At 61.1% G+C, this 19,176-nt stretch carries 22 protein-coding genes; 17 read left to right on the top strand and 5 right to left on the bottom strand.

Going from position 1 to position 19,176, the window contains the following annotated elements; translation table 11 throughout:
- Window positions 1–153: 153 nt before the first annotated feature.
- Genes cysS through cimA form a run of 6 tightly spaced genes read left to right on the top strand, consistent with a single transcriptional unit; the run spans window position 154 to window position 5,579 of the window.
- Window positions 154–1,545 carry a cysteine--tRNA ligase gene (cysS, locus tag A6U87_RS04650; protein WP_065690013.1) on the top strand — a complete coding sequence of 464 codons (1,392 nt, stop codon included), beginning with the start codon at window positions 154–156 and terminating at the stop codon, window positions 1,543–1,545.
- Window positions 1,542–2,027: a GFA family protein gene (locus A6U87_RS04645; RefSeq protein WP_065690280.1), complete on the top strand. Its 486-nt coding sequence runs from the start codon at window positions 1,542–1,544 to the stop codon at window positions 2,025–2,027. Before cysS ends, A6U87_RS04645 begins: the two co-directional genes overlap by 4 nt.
- The gene (locus A6U87_RS04640) at window positions 2,015–2,506 is read left to right on the top strand and encodes a GFA family protein (protein WP_065690012.1); all 492 of its coding nucleotides are present in this window, start codon (window positions 2,015–2,017) and stop codon (window positions 2,504–2,506) included. The genes A6U87_RS04645 and A6U87_RS04640 overlap by 13 nt, the downstream gene beginning before the upstream one ends.
- Complete coding sequence (locus tag A6U87_RS04635) at window positions 2,499–2,975, top strand: GFA family protein (protein WP_065690011.1); 477 nt, start codon at window positions 2,499–2,501, stop codon at window positions 2,973–2,975. The genes A6U87_RS04640 and A6U87_RS04635 overlap by 8 nt, the downstream gene beginning before the upstream one ends.
- Complete coding sequence (gene pip, locus A6U87_RS04630) at window positions 2,972–3,931, top strand: prolyl aminopeptidase (RefSeq protein ID WP_065690010.1); 960 nt, start codon at window positions 2,972–2,974, stop codon at window positions 3,929–3,931. The genes A6U87_RS04635 and pip overlap by 4 nt, the downstream gene beginning before the upstream one ends.
- Before the next feature lie 31 nt (window positions 3,932–3,962).
- A complete protein-coding gene (cimA, locus tag A6U87_RS04625; protein ID WP_065690279.1) occupies window positions 3,963–5,579 on the top strand; it encodes a citramalate synthase in 1,617 nt (538 codons plus the stop codon).
- 18 nt (window positions 5,580–5,597) lie between these two features.
- Here cimA and A6U87_RS04620 read toward each other — a convergent pair whose 3' ends face one another.
- Window positions 5,598–6,458 carry a protein-L-isoaspartate O-methyltransferase gene (locus A6U87_RS04620; protein ID WP_065690009.1) on the bottom strand — a complete coding sequence of 287 codons (861 nt, stop codon included), beginning with the start codon at window positions 6,456–6,458 and terminating at the stop codon, window positions 5,598–5,600.
- A gap of 113 nt (window positions 6,459–6,571) precedes the next feature.
- Between A6U87_RS04620 and rarD the strand changes: the two genes are divergently transcribed.
- Window positions 6,572–7,483, top strand: a complete 912-nt coding sequence (gene rarD / locus A6U87_RS04615; protein WP_065690008.1) for an EamA family transporter RarD — start codon at window positions 6,572–6,574, stop codon at window positions 7,481–7,483.
- 9 nt (window positions 7,484–7,492) lie between these two features.
- Here the strand turns inward: rarD and A6U87_RS04610 are convergent, their stop codons facing one another.
- Window positions 7,493–8,119, bottom strand: a complete 627-nt coding sequence (locus A6U87_RS04610) for a TIGR00730 family Rossman fold protein (protein WP_083199265.1) — start codon at window positions 8,117–8,119, stop codon at window positions 7,493–7,495.
- Between the two features lie 155 nt (window positions 8,120–8,274).
- Between A6U87_RS04610 and A6U87_RS04605 the strand changes: the two genes are divergently transcribed.
- The 5 genes from A6U87_RS04605 (at window position 8,275) to A6U87_RS30055 (ending at window position 14,350) form a co-directional block, all read left to right on the top strand.
- Window positions 8,275–10,275, top strand: a complete 2,001-nt coding sequence (locus A6U87_RS04605) for a LysM peptidoglycan-binding domain-containing protein (RefSeq protein ID WP_065690006.1) — start codon at window positions 8,275–8,277, stop codon at window positions 10,273–10,275.
- A gap of 200 nt (window positions 10,276–10,475) precedes the next feature.
- Window positions 10,476–12,353 carry an ABC transporter ATP-binding protein/permease gene (locus A6U87_RS04600; RefSeq protein WP_065690005.1) on the top strand — a complete coding sequence of 626 codons (1,878 nt, stop codon included), beginning with the start codon at window positions 10,476–10,478 and terminating at the stop codon, window positions 12,351–12,353.
- A gap of 51 nt (window positions 12,354–12,404) precedes the next feature.
- Complete coding sequence (locus A6U87_RS04595) at window positions 12,405–13,187, top strand: phosphatidylserine decarboxylase (RefSeq protein WP_342587878.1); 783 nt, start codon at window positions 12,405–12,407, stop codon at window positions 13,185–13,187.
- An 18-nt stretch (window positions 13,188–13,205) separates the two neighbouring features.
- Window positions 13,206–14,054 (top strand): CDP-diacylglycerol--serine O-phosphatidyltransferase, encoded by an 849-nt coding sequence (pssA, locus tag A6U87_RS04590; protein ID WP_065690003.1) that lies wholly within the window; start codon window positions 13,206–13,208, stop codon window positions 14,052–14,054.
- A gap of 155 nt (window positions 14,055–14,209) precedes the next feature.
- A complete protein-coding gene (locus A6U87_RS30055; protein WP_198928660.1) occupies window positions 14,210–14,350 on the top strand; it encodes a hypothetical protein in 141 nt (46 codons plus the stop codon).
- Here A6U87_RS30055 and A6U87_RS04585 read toward each other — a convergent pair whose 3' ends face one another.
- From A6U87_RS04585 to A6U87_RS04575, 3 genes are read right to left on the bottom strand one after another with little or no spacing between them, the layout of a single operon-like run.
- Entirely contained in the window at window positions 14,351–14,971 is a 621-nt protein-coding gene (locus tag A6U87_RS04585) for a LysE/ArgO family amino acid transporter (protein WP_065690002.1), read from the bottom strand. It abuts the gene before it with no gap.
- Between the two features lie 37 nt (window positions 14,972–15,008).
- Entirely contained in the window at window positions 15,009–15,773 is a 765-nt protein-coding gene (locus tag A6U87_RS04580) for an SOS response-associated peptidase (RefSeq protein WP_065690001.1), read from the bottom strand.
- 41 nt (window positions 15,774–15,814) lie between these two features.
- On the bottom strand, window positions 15,815–16,135 hold the full coding sequence (locus A6U87_RS04575) for a YnfA family protein (RefSeq protein WP_065690278.1): 321 nt from the start codon (window positions 16,133–16,135) through the stop codon (window positions 15,815–15,817).
- A gap of 92 nt (window positions 16,136–16,227) precedes the next feature.
- Between A6U87_RS04575 and A6U87_RS04570 the strand changes: the two genes are divergently transcribed.
- From A6U87_RS04570 to A6U87_RS04550, 5 genes are all read left to right on the top strand, one after another.
- Window positions 16,228–16,647 carry an NUDIX hydrolase gene (locus tag A6U87_RS04570; protein ID WP_065690000.1) on the top strand — a complete coding sequence of 140 codons (420 nt, stop codon included), beginning with the start codon at window positions 16,228–16,230 and terminating at the stop codon, window positions 16,645–16,647.
- 60 nt (window positions 16,648–16,707) lie between these two features.
- Window positions 16,708–17,139 (top strand): TIGR02301 family protein, encoded by a 432-nt coding sequence (locus tag A6U87_RS04565; RefSeq protein ID WP_065689999.1) that lies wholly within the window; start codon window positions 16,708–16,710, stop codon window positions 17,137–17,139.
- Window positions 17,140–17,239: 100 nt separating this feature from the next.
- Complete coding sequence (locus tag A6U87_RS04560) at window positions 17,240–17,497, top strand: hypothetical protein (RefSeq protein WP_065690277.1); 258 nt, start codon at window positions 17,240–17,242, stop codon at window positions 17,495–17,497.
- 19 nt (window positions 17,498–17,516) lie between these two features.
- Window positions 17,517–18,269 carry a hypothetical protein gene (locus tag A6U87_RS04555; RefSeq protein ID WP_065689998.1) on the top strand — a complete coding sequence of 251 codons (753 nt, stop codon included), beginning with the start codon at window positions 17,517–17,519 and terminating at the stop codon, window positions 18,267–18,269.
- A gap of 61 nt (window positions 18,270–18,330) precedes the next feature.
- A complete protein-coding gene (locus A6U87_RS04550) occupies window positions 18,331–19,164 on the top strand; it encodes a folate-binding protein YgfZ (RefSeq protein WP_065689997.1) in 834 nt (277 codons plus the stop codon).
- Window positions 19,165–19,176: the final 12 nt, after the last annotated feature.

Here is a 19,176-nt window from a genome sequence, read left to right as displayed (position 1 = left end):
ATGAAAACGGTTATCTGCATTATCTGCCGGAAGATTATTCGCTAGCGCGCTCGCTGGCCTGGCCGTTTTCGTCTCCCAAATACCCAAGATGAGAAACGCCCCGGCCCGCCGGTGGAAGTATTTTTCGGATCATTGCATTTTGGGAGAGTAGACATGGACGGCCAGTCGGGATCGCCAACGCCGGAACTCAAACTGTACAATACGCTGACACGCGAAAAGACGGTCTTTGCGCCGATCGATCCGCAGAATGTCCGCATGTATGTCTGCGGTCCGACGGTCTACGACTTCGCCCATATCGGCAATGCGCGCCCGGTCATCGTCTTCGATGTCCTCTTCCGGTTGCTGAACCATGTCTATGGCGGCGATCGCGTCACCTATGCGCGCAACATCACCGACGTCGACGACAAGATCAACGCCCGGGCACTACGGGACTATCCGGGCCTGTCGCTCAACGCAGCGATCCGGGCGGTGACAGAGAAGACCGAGAAGCAGTTTCTCGACGACGCCAAGTCGCTCGGCTGCCTTGAGCCGACGGTGCAACCGCGCGCCACTGACAACATCGCCCAGATGATCGACATCATCGAAAAGCTGCTTGCCAACGGCCATGCCTACACGGCTGCCGGCGAAGTGCTGTTCGACACCAAGTCGATGGCCGATTACGGCCAGCTGTCGAAGCGCAATCTGGACGAACAGCAGGCGGGTATCCGCATTGCCGTCGACGCCCACAAGAAGAGCCCTGGCGATTTCGTGCTCTGGAAGCTGTCGAGCGAGAGCGAGCCCGGCTGGGAGAGCCCCTGGGGTCGCGGTCGTCCCGGCTGGCATATCGAGTGCTCGGCCATGAGTGGACGCTATCTCGGCGACGTGTTCGACATCCATGGCGGCGGGCTGGACCTGATCTTCCCTCACCATGAAAACGAGATCGCGCAGTCGCGTTGCGCCCACGGCACCAAGGTCATGGCGAATGTCTGGATGCACAACGGCTTCCTGCAGGTCGAAGGCCGCAAGATGTCGAAGTCCGAAGGCAACTTCGTCACCATCTACGAATTGCTGCACACCGAGAAATTCGGCGGCCGCCAATGGCCGGGCGATGTGCTGCGCGTTGCGATGCTGATGACGCATTATCGCGAGCCGATCGATTTCTCGATCAAGCGACTGGAAGAGGCTGAGCGGCTGCTGTCCAAATGGCCGGCGGCGGAACCGGGCGATGCAAAACCCGATGCGTCGGTCGTCAACGCGCTGGCCGACGATCTCAATACCGTCGCGGCCATCCAGGCGCTGCACGCTCTTGCCCAATCCGGAGACCGTGCGACGTTCGCCGCAAGTGCGCAGTTGCTTGGTGTCCTGCCGCAAGCGGCCGAGATCGACGAGGCTGTAGCCATCGAGATCGACAGGCGAGTCAAGACGCGGCTGGAGCTGTTGAAGGCGAAGAACTTCGCCGAGGCGGACAGCATTCGCGACACATTGCTCGCGGAAGGCATCCAGCTGAAGGACGGTAAGGACGCGGCGACCGGGGAACGCATCACGACATGGGAGGTGAAGCGGTGACCACCTATAGCGGCGGATGCCAATGCGGAGCGGTCCGCTTTCGCGTTCGCGGGACGCTGAAAGATTCGTCGATCTGCCATTGTCGCATGTGCCAGAAGGCATTCGGCGCCTACTACGCACCGCTCGTCTCGGTGCGCGGCGCCGAGCTTGAATGGACGCGCGGCGAACACAAGAAGTTCCGCTCGTCAAACTATGTCGAACGCGGCTTCTGCGGCGACTGCGGCACGCCTTTGACCTATGAGGCGCCCGACGGCATAGCAATTGCCGCCGGCGCGTTTGACGATCCCTCGGAGCTCCCGCCGGTTATCCAGTTCGGGACGGAGGGCAGGATCGCGTTCGTCGATCATCTCCACGAACTTCCCGCGCGGCAGACCGAAGAGGATGCGGAAGCAGCTCCCTTCGTGCTTGAGATCGTATCCTATCAGCATCCCGCCCATGACACGGCGACGTGGCCTGAAGGGGAACGTCCGTGGCGACACTAGCGGCACACAGCGGCGGATGCCAATGCGGCGCGGTTCGCTACCGTGCCGCGGGCCCGCTCGCCTACCCGCATCTTTGCCACTGCCGCATGTGCCAGAAGGCCGCCGGAAACTATTTCATGCCGCTGGCTGCCGCACAGCGATCCGAGTTCATGCTGACGCGAGGGGAGCCGACCTGGTTTCACTCCTCCGATCTCGTGCGCCGCGGCTTCTGCGGAACGTGCGGAACACCTCTCTTCTATGACAGCGCCGAATCCGATTCCTTGAACATCGTGCTTGGATCCCTCGACGAGCCGAACAGCGTCAAGCCGGTGATGCAATCCAACACCGGACGCAAGATGATCTGGTTCCATGAACTGGACGGCCTGCCGATCGAGCCCGAGGCCGAAACGCCCGATCGCGAAAACGCGATCGCAGCCAGCAACCAACAGCATCCCGATCACGACACGGCCAATTGGCCCAGCGGAGCATCCCATGAGTGAACCTATCCGAACCGGCGGATGCCAGTGCGGCGCAGTGCGCTTTCGCATCAACGGCAAGCTTGGACGCCCCTCGATCTGCCATTGCCGCATGTGCCAGAAACAGTTCGGTGGCTTCTTCTCGGCTCTGGTGACGGCACCTGAAGAAGGCATGGAATGGACGCGCGGCGAGCCCACCTATTTCCAATCGTCGGTGAATATCGAGCGCGGCTTCTGCAAGAACTGCGGCACGCCGATGACCTACCGGCACCCGGGCGGACTGGAGCTTGCAATCGGAACCTTCGACGATCGCAGCGATCTCGCACCGCAGATACAGGTGAACTACGAGGCGCGTCTTCCGTGGGTCGAGACGATCTTCGACCAACCGGTCCACACCGACCCCGATTTCTATTCGCGGCAGGAGGCGATCATCTCCTTCCAGCACCCGGACCACGACACCACTTTTTGGCCAGCCGAAGGCGTGAAGATATGACTGAAGTCCTGCGTACGCTCTATCCCGCAATCGAACCCTATGCGTCCGGTCACCTCGACGTCGGCGACGGCCATGTGATCTATTGGGAACGCTCCGGCACGCCTGGGGCCAAGCCTGCTGTCTTCCTGCATGGCGGACCTGGTGGCGGCTTCTCTCCGACGCACCGGCAGTTGTTCGATCCCGCTCTCTACGACGTCACCTTGTTCGACCAGCGTGGTTGCGGGCGATCCACGCCTCATGCCGACCTCAACGCCAATACGACCTGGGATCTCGTTGCCGACATCGAGCGGCTTCGCGAAATGGCCGGCGTTGAGAAGTGGCAGGTGTTCGGCGGCTCGTGGGGCTCGACGCTTGCGCTCGCCTATGCGGAGAAATACCCTGAGCGGGTTTCCGAATTGATCGTCCGCGGCATCTATACGCTGACAAAGGCCGAGCTCGACTGGTACTATCAGTTCGGTGTCTCCGAGATGTTTCCTGACAAGTGGGAGCGTTTCATCGCGCCGATCCCGCCGGAGGAGCGCCACGAGATGATGCACGCCTATCACAGGCGGCTGACACATGCAGACAAGGCCGTACGGCTCGAAGCCGCCAAGGCCTGGAGCATCTGGGAAGGCGAAACCATCACGCTGCTGCCGGAGAAATCGACCAGCGGCAAGTTCGAAGACGCCGACTTCGCCTATGCCTTTGCGCGGATCGAGAACCACTTCTTCGTCAACGCCGGCTGGATGGACGAAGGGCAGTTGTTGCGCGACGCCTACAGGCTGAAGGACATTCCCGGGGTGATCGTGCATGGCCGTTACGACATGCCCTGCCCGGCGCGTTATGCCTGGGCACTGCACAAGGCCTGGCCGAAGGCAGACTTTCATCTGATCGAGGGAGCGGGCCACGCCTATTCAGAGCCCGGCATCCTCGACAAGCTGATCCGCGCAACCGACCAGTTTGCCGGAAAACAATAACGAGCCGCAGGGCCGCGACGGGACGAACACCATGACACGCGAAAAGATCTACCTCTTCGACACGACACTCCGCGACGGGCAGCAGACGCCCGGCATCGATTTTTCGGTCGAGGACAAGATCGCGATCGCCACCATGCTTGATGACTTCGGCCTTGATTACGTCGAGGGCGGTTATCCGGGTGCGAACCCGACCGATACCGCCTTCTTCAGCCAGAAGCGTACGGCCCAAGCCTCTTTCGTTGCCTTCGGCATGACGAAACGTGCCGGCATCTCCGCCTCCAACGATCCGGGGCTGGCGAGCCTGCTGCAGGCCAAGAGCGACGCGATCTGTTTCGTCGCCAAGAGCTGGGACTACCATGTGAAGGTCGCGCTCGGCTGCACTAACGAGGAGAACCTCGAAAGCATCGCCGAAAGCGTCAAGGCGACCGTCGAAGCCGGCAAGGAAGCAATGGTCGACTGCGAGCATTTCTTCGATGGCTACAAGGCGAACCCGGCCTATGCACTGGCCTGCGCGAAGACCGCCTACGATTCCGGCGCCCGTTGGGTTGTCCTTTGCGACACGAACGGCGGAACCCAGCCGCCGGAAATCCGCTCCATCGTCGAGGCCGTGATCGCGGCCGGCGTTCCCGGCCACTGTCTTGGCATCCACGCCCATAATGACACCGGCCAGGCCGTCGCCAATTCGCTGGCGGCCGTGGAAGCAGGCGTTCGCCAAATCCAGGGCACGCTCAACGGCATCGGCGAGCGCTGCGGCAACGCCAATCTCGTGACCTTGATCCCGACGCTCGCGCTGAAGGAAACCTATTCGTCGCGGTTCGAGACCACGATCGACGCCGACAGGCTGGTGAACCTGACGCGGCTTTCTCACGCCTTCGATGAATTGCTGAACCGCTCGCCGGATCACCAGATGCCTTACGTCGGCGCATCCGCCTTCGCGACAAAGGCCGGCATCCATGCCTCGGCGCTGCTGAAGGATCCGCGTACCTACGAACACGTCACACCGGAGAGCGTGGGCAATTTCCGCAAGGTCATGGTCTCCGACCAAGGGGGCAAGGCGAACTTCATCAACGCACTGAAGCGGCGCGGCATTGAGGTCGGCAAGGACGATCCGAAGCTCGACAGGCTGATTGCACTGGTAAAGGAACGCGAGGCGTCCGGTTACGCCTATGAGGGTGCCGATGCGAGTTTCGAGCTGCTTGCACGCCGCACGCTCGGCACCATCCCGGAATTCTTCTCTGTCGAGGGCTTCCGCGTGATGGTCGAACGCCGCTTCGATTCCCACGGTCGGGTGAAGATCGTCTCGGAGGCGGTGGTCAAACTGGTCATCGATGGCAGCACGGTCATGTCGGTGGCCGAGGGCGACGGTCCGGTCAACGCGCTCGACCTCGCGCTGCGCAAGGACTTCGGCAAGTATCAGCATGAGATCGACGATCTCGTGCTTGCGGACTTCAAGGTGCGTATCCTCAACGGCGGCACGGAAGCGATCACGCGCGTCCTGATCGAATCCACGGATAGCGATGGGGTTCGCTGGTGGACGGTCGGCGTGTCCGAGAACATCATCGACGCGTCGTTCCAGGCACTGATGGACTCAGTCATCTACAAGCTGATGAAGAACCGCCAGCTGGCCGGCAAGATCGCCGCCGAGTGATGGCGGCCGGGTCTGGGGTCATTCGAGGCCCCAGTCCTCCTGCGTGTACCACTCGCCCTCTCTCGGCCTTGTCTTCCAACGCAACGCGTGGATCCCGCGCATGCCGCCGTTGCGGAAGGCGCCTTCCAGCGCCCGATAGCTGTCGAGCGTCCCGACGACAGCCTCGCCCCACACGAAGACGACGGGGCCCAAAAACGTGGCGTCGTAGCCCTGGTCCTTTCGCACGATCAGGAAGAACCCGGCGTAAGAGCTGAGACCGGTCGGTTGGCCGGTGCCATCGACATCCGGCACGCCGAGTGGAAAGATCAGCCGTCCACCGATCTTCAATCGGTCAATCCATGGGTCTGCCGGACGATGAACGGCAAAGCTGACATAGACAGCATCGACCGGCTCTTTCGGCCATTCGAGGCCATTCGCATTGACGACCTCCACGTTGCCGTAGTCCTTCAGGTTACCGGCGGCGCGGGCCGCCAAGGCTTCGTCGAACTCCACCGCGATCACCCGGCCGGCTGGACCGACGAGCAGCGCCATCATGGCCGTATAGTATCCGCTGCCGGCACCGATATGGCACACCGTCTCCCCGGTGCGGAGTTGGAGCCGGTGCAGGCCGCGCGCGTGCAGGCTTGGGCTGCCGTTATTCACCTGGCGCTCGTGCTGCAGGGCAAAGAGTGCGTCCTGGTAAAGGACGGACGGATCGTCCGCCGAAATGTCGAGATAGCCGTCCCATCGCGCCATCTTCCAGGGCGGCGCTCCCAGGAAGCGTTCGCGAGGCACCGTGGAAAACGCATTCCACAGCGGAGGATCGTTGGTGATTCCCTCCTTTTCGAGCATCTGGGTCGCAAATGCCCGGCGGCAGATCGCAAGGGCCTTCTCATCCATTGCCGTACCCCACCTCGGAAAGGCGGCCGCGTCCATTCACCGAAATGAATTGGCCTATTCACGGCCGTTGCGCTAATCGGATGCTTAACCACAAAAAATAATGGAAACACTCGATGTCGGTCGATGCAAGCGCTCCTGTTATCAAGAATGAAGATAGTCCACGCGGCTTTGCATTCGCGCTCGTGGCATACCTGTTATGGGGCTTTCTCCCCATCTACATGAAGGCGGTTGCCCATATTTCGCCGGCCGAGGTGATCGCACACCGCATCCTCTGGTCGCTTCCCATTGCCGGGCTGGTGTTGATCGTTCTCGGTCGGACACAGGATATCCGGTTGGCGCTGCGCTCGCCGCGGATGCTCGCGATGGCATCGCTGACGGCCGCGCTGATCACGATCAACTGGGGCACTTACGTCTGGGCGATTGGCGCCGGTCATTCGCTCGATGCGGCGCTCGGCTATTTCATCAACCCGCTCTTCAGCATTTTTCTTGGCGCGGTCGTGCTGAAGGAACGGCTTCGCCCCCTGCAAATCGCCGCAATTGCGCTCGCCGCGCTCGCAGTCGTCGTACTGGCGCTCGACAGCGGCGGCGTTCCATGGATTTCCATTACGCTGACCGTCTCCTGGGGTCTCTATGCCCTCTTCCGCAAGACGCTGCCGCTTGGTCCGAACCAGGGTTTCTTCCTTGAGGTGCTGATCCTCAGCGTCCCCGCCCTGTTCTACGTTCTCTATCTCGAGATTGGCGGCAGCGGGCACCTCTATCGCACGGGCTGGGCCGATACCGCGCTCCTGCTCGGCTGTGGTCTCATTACCGCGGTGCCGCTGATGATCTATGCCAACGGTGCGAAGCTGCTCAAGCTATCGACGATCGGCATCATGCAGTACATCGCGCCGACGATGATCTTCCTGATCGCTGTCTTCGTCTTCAAGGAAGAGCTTGGGACCGCGCGCATGATCGCCTTCCCGCTCATCTGGGCGGGGCTTTTTCTCTACACATGGTCGATGCTACGAGGAAGCCGCGCGCAATAGCGCGCGGTCTTACATCTTCGAAATGACGGCTTCTTCGCCGTCACGGTCGGCCGACGCAAGGTCTGCCGCCCGCCCCATGATCGCCGGCACGATCTCAGACACGTCGTCGATCACCAGCGGCTGAACGCGGTGCGCCGTGTGCACGAAACCTTCGTCAGTCATATGGCGCAGTAGCTCCATCATCGGATCCCAGAACCCACCGACATTTGCGAACACCATCGGCTTCTCATGGCGCCCGAGCTGGGCCCAGGTCATGATCTCGATGATCTCCTCAAGCGTGCCGATCCCGCCCGGGAGTGCCACGAACGCATCCGAACGCTCGAACATCGCATGTTTGCGGGTGTGCATGTCAGGGGTTACAATAAGCTCGTTGAGTTGGCCCAGGGAGTGGCGCGTCGCTTCCATGTCGATCAGGAATTCCGGGATGATGCCGGTGACCTGACCACCGTTCGAAAGCACACCGCTCGCGACCGCCCCCATGATGCCTTTGGTGCCTCCACCGTAGATGAGTCGCAGGCCGTAATCTGCGATCTCCTTGCCCAGCGCACGGCCGGCAGCCATGTGGCGCGGGTCACCGCCGGGACGTGAACCGCAGTAAACACAGATGGAGCGAATGGAATGAGATTGATCTGTCATAGGGGCAAACAACTATTCTCTCTGCCTCTCGTCAAGAAAAATGACAGAAAAGCCGTGTCTTACATTTGTCGGGCTACTTTGACTGCTTGTGCAAAGCAGCGGGAATCGCTAGCAATTTTAGGAAGTCCGGCATACTCGCCGCCTGGGAGACCTGAATGATGAAAAACCGTGCCGGCTTGCTGGCCCTTGCAGTGCTTGTAATCGCAATTCTGTTGATGGTCTTTTTCGTCATGCCCCGCATTGGCGGGGATGCGGCGAAAGTTGGCGACGCAATCAACCAGGCTAGCTCCGAGGTCAAGAATACTGTTACCGAAGCGGCCAAGACGTCTCGCCCCGCGACGCCAGACGATGCCGCCACGACGCAAAAGCTTGGGACGCTGACCGCTGCAGCCGGACAGGCACTCACCGAACTTAAGGCGCTCTTTGCAGATGGCAAGGGGCCGACCGAAGAGGTTTTTGGCGCGGCGAAATCCAAGGCAACGACATCGCTGCAGGCTCTTGTGGATTTTGCGGCTCCCGAAGGGACGAACCCGGTAACCGGCGCGGCAGTCCAGAAGGCCAAGGACGGAGCGACAAAGGCGCTTGCCATCGTGCAGGCGCTGCCTGAAAACATCGCGGATGCGGCTGCGGCGATCGCCAAGGCCGAGGCTGCTCTGACGGGCGCTCCGGAAGCGGCAGCGACCGCCGAAGGACAGCCGCAGGCTACGCCGGCACCGGCTACGGAGAACGCCGGCCCGAAGCTTCCGACGTTTGACGTGCTGCGTGTCGAGCCCGACGGCTCGACGGTCATTGCAGGATCCGGCGAACCGAACAGCAAGCTTGAGATCCTGGACGGCGACAAGGTCGTCACGACAACCGATGTCGGCCCGAGCGGCGACTTCGCTGCGGTCCTCGACAATCCGCTGGCGGCTGGCGACCACCAGATCGTGCTCCGCACGACCGGCAAGGACGGAAAGAGCACGACCTCCGAGGAAGTCGCGACCGTTTCCGTACCGACGGACGGCAAGACTTCGGAATTGCTGGCGATGGTTTCCAAGCCGGGTACGGCAAGCCGCATCATCACGGCGCCGACGGCTGGAGCCCCGGCTTCCGCCACCGCCCCCGCCGCTGATGCGACGGCAAACCAGACTGCGACTGCACCAACCGCTCCCGCTGCAGCTACGTCCGACGTTGCCAGCGCGCCGGCTGCCGCCGCACCGGCAACGGCCGATATCATGGTCAACGCCGTCGAGATCGAAGGCGACAAGATCTTTGTTGCCGGCACGGCAAAGCCCAACACCAACGTGGCTGCCTATGCGGACGACAAGCTGATCGGCAGGGCGAAGACGGGACCGGATGGTCATTTCGTCATCGATGGCGTCATGCCTCTCGCTGTCGGCGACCACAAGATCCGGGCCGATGCGCTCGACGACGCTGGTAAGGTCGCGGTTCGCGCCTCGGTCAACTTCAATCGTCCGGAAGGAAACCAGGTCACTGTCGCAGCACAGGGCGGTGCAAACAGCAACGGCACCGCATCGATGGTCACGCTCGACGAAGGTGCGCTCGGCAAGCTGAAGAACGATGCCACCAAGGCATTCGCGTTGCTCAGCGGACTGTTTGCGGATGGCAAGCTGCCGGAGACAGAACAGCTGGCAGCAGCTCGCTCGGCCAACGAGTTCGCTTTACGCGCCATCATCGAGTTCCGCCCAGCCGCCGATGCGACTGCCGACGTCAAGCAGCAGGCCAACTCGGCTGCGGCCGCAGCGAACGAAGCGTTGAAGACGCTGCAGGCACTGCCGAAGGATGCGAAATCCGTTGGCGATGCGCTGGGGCAGCTTGGTACATTGATTGCCAACCTGGCGCCTCCGGCCGCAGCTCCGGCTGCTCCGACGACGAACGAAATCGTCAGCAACGACGGCCAGCCGGCAACGATCGAGCAGGCCCCGCTGCAGGAAAGCAAGGAAACAGTGATCATCCGCCGGGGCGATACGCTTTGGCAGATCTCGCGCCGCGTCTATGGTCTTGGCGTTCGCTACACGACGATCTATGTCGCCAACGAAGACAAGATCAGCAATCCGGACCGCATTCTGCCTGGCCAGATCTTCGGCTTGCCGAAGGACGCCCTGCCGAATGCCGAAGAGCTGCATCGCAAGCGGCTCTCGGGCGAACATCTCTAAGCGACGATAAACAGGCGGCCGGGTGATTATGACACCCGGCCGCTCTTTTCCTGTCAGGCCAACATGTTGTAATGGTCCGGCCAACACCCCATTTGGCGGTGACGGCGATCATGTACGGCCAAGCTTCAGCTCCAAGCGCCGCTCTGCCCATTTGCCGACATCGCGACACGGCCAGAGCCCCTTGCGGGCCGGAGACACACATGGCTAACGGCAAGACAGTTTCAGAATCCAATCTGCTGCAGACGCTCTTCAATCTCTGGCCCTACATGTGGCCATCGGGTCGCTCCGATCTGAAGATGCGCGTGGTTTGGGCTTCGGTATTCCTGCTCGTTTCGAAGTTCGTCCTGCTGCTGGTCCCCTATTTCTTCAAGTGGTCGACCGATGCGTTGAACGGCAAGATGGATCTGGCCGGCAAGTTGCCCGATCTGCTGGTTGGAGCGGTCGCGCTGGTGATCGCTTACAATCTTACCCGCCTCATCCAGCTTGGTCTCAACCAGCTGCGCGACGCATTGTTTGCCAGCGTTGGCCAGCATGCCGTGCGCCAGCTCGCCTACAAGACCTTCGTGCACATGCACGAACTGTCGCTGCGCTTCCATCTGGAGCGCAAGACCGGCGGCCTCTCCCGCATCATCGAACGTGGCACGAAGGGTATCGAGACGATCGTGCGATTCACGATCCTGAACTCGGTTCCGACGCTGATCGAGTTCCTGCTGACAGCCGTGATCTTCTGGTGGGGCTACGGCTTCTCCTATCTTGCCGTCACCGCCTTCACGGTCTGGGCCTATATCTGGTTCACTATCCGCGCCAGCGATTGGCGCATCTCCATTCGCAAGGCGATGAATGACAGCGACACCGACGCCAATACCAAGGCGATCGACTCGCTCCTCAATTTCGAAACCGTGAAGTACTTCGGCAACGAGGAGATGGAGGCCAAGCGCTTCGATGCGTCGATGGCTCACTACGAGAAGGCAGCGACCAGTGTCTGGACCTCGCTGGGCTGGCTGAACTTCGGCCAGGGCGTCATCTTCGGCCTCGGAACGACCGTGATGCTGATCCTGTCGGCGCTCGCCGTTCAGCGCGGCGAGCAGACCGTGGGCGATTTCGTCTTCGTCAACGCCATGCTGCTGCAGCTCTCCGTCCCGTTGAACTTCATCGGCTTCGTCTACCGCGAAATCCGCCAGGGCCTGACCGACATCGAACAGATGTTTGACCTGCTCGAGGTACAGGCCGAGGTCAAGGACGCGCCGGACGCTGTTCCTCTCGACATCGGCCATGGCGCCATCTCGTTTCGGGACGTGCATTTCGCCTATGACGCCGCGCGGCCCATTCTCAAGGGCATTTCGTTCGACGTTCCGGCCGGCAAGACCGTGGCCGTCGTTGGCCCGTCCGGCGCCGGCAAATCGACGCTGTCGCGCCTGCTTTATCGTTTCTACGACATCCAAAGCGGCTCGATTACGGTCGACGGACAAGACATCCGCAACGTCACGCAGAAGAGCCTGAGAACCGCCATCGGGATGGTTCCGCAGGACACCGTGCTATTCAACGACACCGTCGCCTACAACATCCGCTACGGCAGGCCGGCCGCCGGCGATGCGGAGGTCAAGACAGCAGCCGAAATCGCGCAGATCGCACACTTCATCGAGCTTCTGCCGGAAGGTTTCAACACCAAGGTCGGCGAGCGCGGGCTGAAGCTCTCCGGTGGTGAGAAGCAGCGCGTCGCAATTGCCCGCACCATATTGAAAGCACCGCCGATCTTGATCCTCGACGAAGCGACCTCGGCACTCGACACGACGACGGAGCGCGAGATCCAGACCGCGCTGGATGTCGTTTCGAAGAATCGCACCACGCTCGTCATCGCCCACCGCCTGTCCACCGTCATCGGTGCCGACGAGATCATCGTTCTGAAGAGCGGCGAAATCGCCGAACGCGGGACACACTCGGAACTGCTGCTGAAAAATGGCCTCTACGCTTCGATGTGGAGCCGCCAGCGCGAAGCAACGCAGGCAGAGGAACATCTGAAGCAGGTGCGCGAGAGCGACGATATGGGCGTCGTGAACAGATTGGCGCCGGCTACCTGAGGCGAACCGCCAGTGGTCCCGGGCGTTTTGCTGTTCAGAACCCTGCCATAGATGTGCATGAGGGGGCGTCAGCATTGCCCCCGCCAAGGTTTCGCTGTAACCAGCGGATACGAAAACGCTAGGAGAGCGGCATACATGAGCTTGTTCAATACGGTTCGCAACACGATCGTTCCGGTGCACAAGGAAGGCTATCCCTTCATCGCCGCCTTCTTCGTCGCCTCCCTGATCCTTGGCTGGCTGTTCAAGCCTCTGTTCTGGATCGGCCTGATCCTGACCTTGTGGTGCGCCTATTTCTTCCGTGATCCGGAGCGCATGACGCCGCAGGACGACGACCTGGTGATATCGCCGGCAGACGGAAAGGTTTCTTCCGTTCAGATGGTCGTGCCGCCGGCGGAGCTCAATCTCGGCTCCGAGCCGATGCTGCGCATCTCGGTCTTCATGAATGTCTTCAACTGCCATGTGAACCGCGCGCCGATGCGCGGCCGCATCGTCAGCGTCAACTATCGTTCCGGCAGTTTCGTCAACGCGGAACTGGACAAGGCGAGCGAAGACAACGAGCGCAATGGTCTCGTGATCGAGACCGCGCACGGCCAGATCGGCGTCGTGCAGATCGCAGGTCTCGTCGCGCGCCGCATCCTCTGCTGGTCGAATGCGAACGAGCCGCTGGACGCCGGCGAACGCTTCGGTCTGATCCGTTTCGGTTCGCGCCTCGACGTGTTCCTTCCGGCAGGTGCTGCACCGCGGGTCTCCCTCGGCCAGACGGCGATTGCCGGCGAGACAGTCCTGGCTGAATTCGGATCTGCCAAAGGACCAGTTGTCAGCCGTCGCAGCTAGTAACGATTGGAGCGCGACATGGAAACGCCCTTCCCGCCCTTCGAGCCGAATGGTCCGCCTGATGATTCGGCGCGTGGTCCCCGCCTCCGCGAGATCCCGCTTCGGCTGGTCGTTCCCAATCTCATCACCATCCTGGCGATCTGCGCCGGGCTGACTGGTATCCGTCTCGCATTCGAGAACCGCTATGAGCTCGCAGTCGGCATGGTGCTCCTGGCTGCGTTTCTCGACGGAATTGATGGTCGTGTCGCACGGCTGATGAAGGCAACGTCGAAATTCGGCGCGCAAATGGATTCGCTTGCCGATATCGTGAACTTCGGCGTGGCACCGGCACTTGTCGTCTATGTCTTCGCCCTGGATCAGGCTCGCTCGATCGGCTGGATCGCAGCGCTGATTTACGCGATCGCGGCCGGGCTCCGGCTCGCTCGCTTCAATGTCATGTCCGAGCGCGAGAACAAGGCCTCGTGGCAATCGGAATATTTTGTCGGCGTGCCCGCCCCTGCCGGTGCCATGCTTGTGCTGCTGCCGGTCTATCTCGGCTTCCTCGGCTTCACTACCGACAAGACCTTCGGCTACCTTTCGGCGGCCTACACGGTACTGATCGCCTTCCTTCTCATCAGCCGCCTTCCCGTCTGGTCGGGAAAATCAGAGGGCACGCGACTGCGGCGCGATCTCGTGCTGCCGATGATGCTCGGCGTCGTCCTCTACGTTGCGTTGCTTTCGAGCTTCACCTGGGAGGTGATGGTCGTGACTGCGGTCGTCTACCTGTTGACCCTGCCCTTCGGTGCCCGCAAGTGGAAACGCAAGTACGGGACGCTGACGATCGAAGAGCCCGGCGTCGGCGAAGACGACATCGGACGCCACATCTAAATCTCCCATTCCTAGCGAGCGAAGGCTTGGCTCAAGGATCGCGAATTATGGTTTACAGACATAATTCCTGATGAGCCTTGCCTCCATTTTGTCGTTATTACAGACAAAAGAGCAATAATTATAAGAGTCTAGGGACAGCACGCGAGGAGAGTATTGTGACCCCGAAGAAGACAAGCGTCGAACAGCCGGCAAAGACCGACCTCAGCGCAAACTACCGCCCGCTCGGCCTCAAGGCCGTTCTTGCCGCAGCACTCATGTTGAAGAGCAAGCCGACGCTGGTGAAGAAGATCGCCTGATCAGCCTGTCACGAGGCGCGCGCCCAGGCTGGTTGCGAGCAACGCCATGACGATGCCGATGAAGACATCGAGAACCCGCCACGCGGCGGGTTTCGCAAAAACCGGTTGCAGCAGCCGCGCACCGTAGCCCAATCCAAAAAACCAGATGAATGACGCCAAGGCGGCGCCCGCGCCGAACGCCAGGCGACCGACACCCTCGTAGCCGGCAGACAGGCTGCCGACGAGAACGACCGTGTCGAGATAGACGTGCGGGTTCAGGAATGTGAACGCCAGGCATGTCGCCACCGCAGCCTTCAGTCCGACCGCCTTGGGCGTTCCGGTCTGCAACGCGCCGGGATGAAGCGCCCGGCGAAACGCCAGAACGGCATAGGCTCCGAGAAACAGCATGCCGCCAAGGCTCGCGACCGACAGCAGGATCGGCGATCGCGAAACCAGCGTCCCGAGGCCAGCGACGCCAGCGGCGATCAGGACAGCATCCGACAGCGCGCAGATCAGGCAGAGCACGAAGACATGCGAGCGCAACAGGCCCTGGCGCAGAATGAAGGCATTCTGTGCGCCGATTGCGATGATGAGTGAAGCACCGAGGAAGAAGCCGGACAGCGCGGCCGAGATGGGAGGCATGAAATTTTCCGGGATGTGAAGAGGCGAAGATAGAGAATCAGAAGAAGCTGAGCTGGCCGTCGTCCGGCGTTTTCTTCCCTGCCGGCGACGGTGACTTATCGAGTGTCACCGGCGTCTGAAGATCCGCGCCCATGTTGGCCACCTTGTTGACCTTGTCTGATACCGGCACCGCCTCGAAGAAATCGTCTTCAACAGGGCGCATCAGATCCGCGACATCGCGCGGTTCCTGTGTCTTGCAGTCAAGCCAGCGGGAAAAATCCTCCGGCTTGATGACAACAGGCACGCGGTCGTGAATCGGCGCGATGGTCGCATTGGCAGCCGTCGTCAGGATCGCGCCGGTATCGACCTCCGACCCGTCGGCCGAAGACCATGTTTCCATCAGGCCGGCAAAGGCAACGATCCCGCCGTGGCGCGGCTTGATCCAATAGGGCTGGGATTTCTCGCCGGTCTGCTTGGAGGGCCGGTGCCATTCGTAAAAACCGGAAGCTGGAACGAGCACCCGCCGATGCCGCATCGCCGCGCGGAACGACGCCTTGCCGATCGCGGTCTCCGCGCGCGCGTTGATCAGCAGTGGAAACTGCGCGGGATCCTTCACCCAACCGGGGGTAAAGCCCCAGCGCACCAGCACGGCGCGGCGGTCCGGGCGATTGCTCCCCGGCTCCGACGGTTCGCCCGAGACGACGACCAGAATCGGCTGCGTCGGCGCGATGTTGAAGCGCGCGGGGAAATCCTCCAGGTCCAAAAGTCCCAGAACTTCCGCGAGCTCTTCCGGCGATACGTTCAGCGCAAAGCGTCCACACATAAGGTTTCTTTGCACCGGCTTTCCATCCGGTCAAGGCTTCGTCAGGCCCTTGGCGCAAAGAGGATGACCGCGGTACCGCAAAGGCAGATCAACGCGCCGCCAATATCCCATCTGTCCGGCACGCGGTTTTCAACCGACCAGAGCCAGATCAGCGAGGCGACGATGTAGATGCCGCCGTAGGCCGCAAAAGTGCGTCCCGCCGCCTCGCTGGGGACGAGCGTCAGCAGCCACGCAAAAAGCGCAAGCGACACCATGCCGGGAGCGAGCCACCACACTGACTTGCCCATTCGCAGCCAAGCCCAGAAGGCGAAACAACCCGCAATCTCGAACAGAGCCGCCGCAGCATAGATGATATAAGTCACGAAGGCTCCCTCGAATCGCTTGGCCGTTACGGGATGAACAAGAGCGTAAGCGAGCACGGCCAACAACCGGCAATCATAAATCGGCATCCATCATGACTTCTCTTCCAAAGGCAGCCTCTTCGGGCATTCTGCAACGCGACGGAAGATTTCTGCTGGTGCTCCGACGCAACCCGCCATCGGCGGACATGTACGCTTTTCCGGGCGGACGCGCCGAGGCAGGCGAAACGCCGGCGGACACGGCCCTGCGCGAATTCGAGGAGGAAACCGGTATCCGGGCCCACAATCCCCGGCTCTTTGCGACCTATGACCTGAAGACACATGCGCCCGATGGAAGGCTCAGCAGCCACTTTTTCCTCTCGGTCTTCCGCGTTGAAGCGGACCACCACGCGGTCGCGGTGGCCGCGGACGATGCGGCGGAAATCGGCTGGTTTACCCTCGATGAAATTCGCGGACTGCCGACGCCGCAGAGCGTGCTGGAGTGCGCCGAGCGATTGTCCGAGGAAGGTGAATAAGCGGTGGAAATCCGGTTGCGTGCCTTGTTCCGGCCATCTCCTGCGTATCAACTAAAGCTCATGATTCCCCTGCGTCGCGTGTTGATGTGTGTTGTTGTCTGCGCCGGTGCGGCCATGCCCGTTTGCGCGATGTCCCAGGGTCAAACAACGCCGGCAACTCCGGAGGAAGCTGCGCCGAAATCGGTGCCTGCTCCTTATGACGACAAGCTCGCGCGCCTCGCCGAGGTGCTGGGTTCAGTGCATTATCTGCGAACGTTGTGCAAAGCCGAAAACAGCGATGAATGGCGTAGGGACATGCAGCAACTTCTTGATTCGGAAGCGAAAGACGAGCCTCAGCGGAAAGAGAAGCTCACGGCCGCATTCAATCGAGGCTATCGCGCCTTTGCCTCTGTTTATACGGATTGCACACGGGCGGCCATCGTGGCAGAAGAGCGCTACCGTAACGAAGGTGCAACACTCACCACAGAAATTACTTCGCGCTTCGGAAATTGACATTTAATTAACCTCTTTTCAGTCTCGGACGTGTCGTTTTGGGAAAAGGCTGATAGAGTTGTTAACTAGGCAGTAAGGCATGCAGTTTGAGGAAAAGACAATGGAACCAAGCCTCAATGACATCGACGACATGATCGTCCATGAGAAGACTCAGGCGGCCTTGGAGTACCATAATGAAGCCTGGGCCGACGGAATGGCCGACGGCATTGAACCTGAAATCATCGCTGATACGGCAATCATCCATGCCATCCGCGAAACCATTCGCCTTCATGGCGAGAATAGTGCCGAAGCTCTGCTGGATTCGTTGCGCGAGCGCATGCTGGCCGGTGAATTTTCTCCCAACCGCACCCTGCAATAATATTTTTACAGAGAGTTTCATGCGTACCGATAGAGACAATGCTTCGCGGCTCGCGATCGCGCCGCTTTTGCTTGCAATCAGTGTCGGTACCGGCAGTTTCGTGACCGCAACGTCTGCGTTCGCACTCTCCGAACTGCACAAGACTCCCGGTCTTTCAGACAATTCGACGCCTGCTCAGGGCGGAACCGACAAGCCGGCTGCTTCGCCGGCGTCCCCATCGGGCATCCCGGCGCCGAGCCCGCTCGTCGACAAGACAAACGGGCAGAGTTCGGATACCACTCCCGGCTCACAGGACAATTCCAAGCCGGTCGAAGTTATCTACGACATCAGCAAGGTTCCGGAACCGGTTCGCCGCATGCGCCAGCAGATTGTCGAGGCGGCAGCGTCGGGTGATCTCGAGCGGCTGCGCCCTCTCCTCGGGACAGGCGCAAGCCAGACCCAGGTGACGGTCGGCGAGCCGACCGATGATCCGATCAGCGCGCTCAAGGACCTGTCCGGCGACCCGGATGGCGACGAGATTCTGGCGATCATGCTCGACATCATCTCGACCGGGTTCGTTCATGTCGGCCAGGGCACGTCTGAAGACATGTATGTATGGCCGTACTTCGCCCAAAAGGATCTCAAGACGCTGACCCCGCCTGAGAGGGTGGAACTGCTTCGGATCGTTACCGCAGGCGACCTTTCCGACATGCAGGAGTTCGGCGGCTACAATTTCTACCGGCTCGGCATCACCGCCGACGGGAGATGGAAGTATTTTACCGCAGGCGACTGATGCTTGCGATCCTGTCGTCAAAGACATACTTCTGAGCCATGACAACGCGACAGGTGACACCATGCCAGCCGTATTCCTGAGAGACCGCGCGCTCATTCGCGTGAGCGGCGTCGAAGCTCAGTCTTTCCTGCAGAATTTGATTACCACAGATATCGTTTCGCTAGGCGCTGACGAAGCACGCCCGGGTGCGCTGCTGACGCCGCAGGGGAAGATCCTGTTCGACTTCATGATCTGGCGGGATGGCGACGACTTTGTCATCGAAACCGACGACGCACAGCGCGATGCTCTGATCAAGCGGTTGACCATGTACAAGCTGCGGGCAGCCGTGAGCCTTTCCGCAGAAAGCAGCGGCGTAACGGTTTCCTGGGACGGGGAACGCGAGGCAGGCTGGAAAGACAGCCGCTTTGCCAAGGCCGGCATCACCGTCCTCAGGGAACCTGGCGAGCACGGAAAAGACGAGCAGATCGCCTATGACGCCCTGCGCGCAGCGAATGGCGTTGCCGTTTCTGGCGCGGACTACGCGTTGCAGGACGCCTTTCCGCATGACGTCCTGATGGATCTGAATGGTGGTCTTTCCTTCAAGAAGGGGTGCTATGTCGGCCAGGAAGTCGTGTCGCGCATGCAGCATCGGGGTACGGCGCGGCGGCGGGTCGTCACGGTCACCGGCCACGATCTGCCAGCCGCCGGAACTGAGATAACGGCCGCGGGCAAGCCTGTCGGTTTGCTCGGCTCGGTGGCCGGTGACACTGGTCTCGCCATCGTTCGTATCGATCGCGCTGGAGAAGCCATGGCGCTCGGCACCCCGCTTCTTGCTAGCGAAACGACGGTGACGCTGGCCTTGCCCGCCTGGTCCGGTCTTGTCTTCCCCTCGACGACGGATGAGGCCAGCGCTTGACGGCAAAGGTTC

It is taken from the genome of Rhizobium sp. AC44/96 (assembly GCF_001692185.1).
Taxonomy (GTDB): Bacteria; Pseudomonadota; Alphaproteobacteria; order Rhizobiales; family Rhizobiaceae; genus Rhizobium.
The sequence above is the reverse complement of the archived record's forward strand: the minus strand, read 5'-3'. Positions and strand labels throughout refer to the sequence as shown.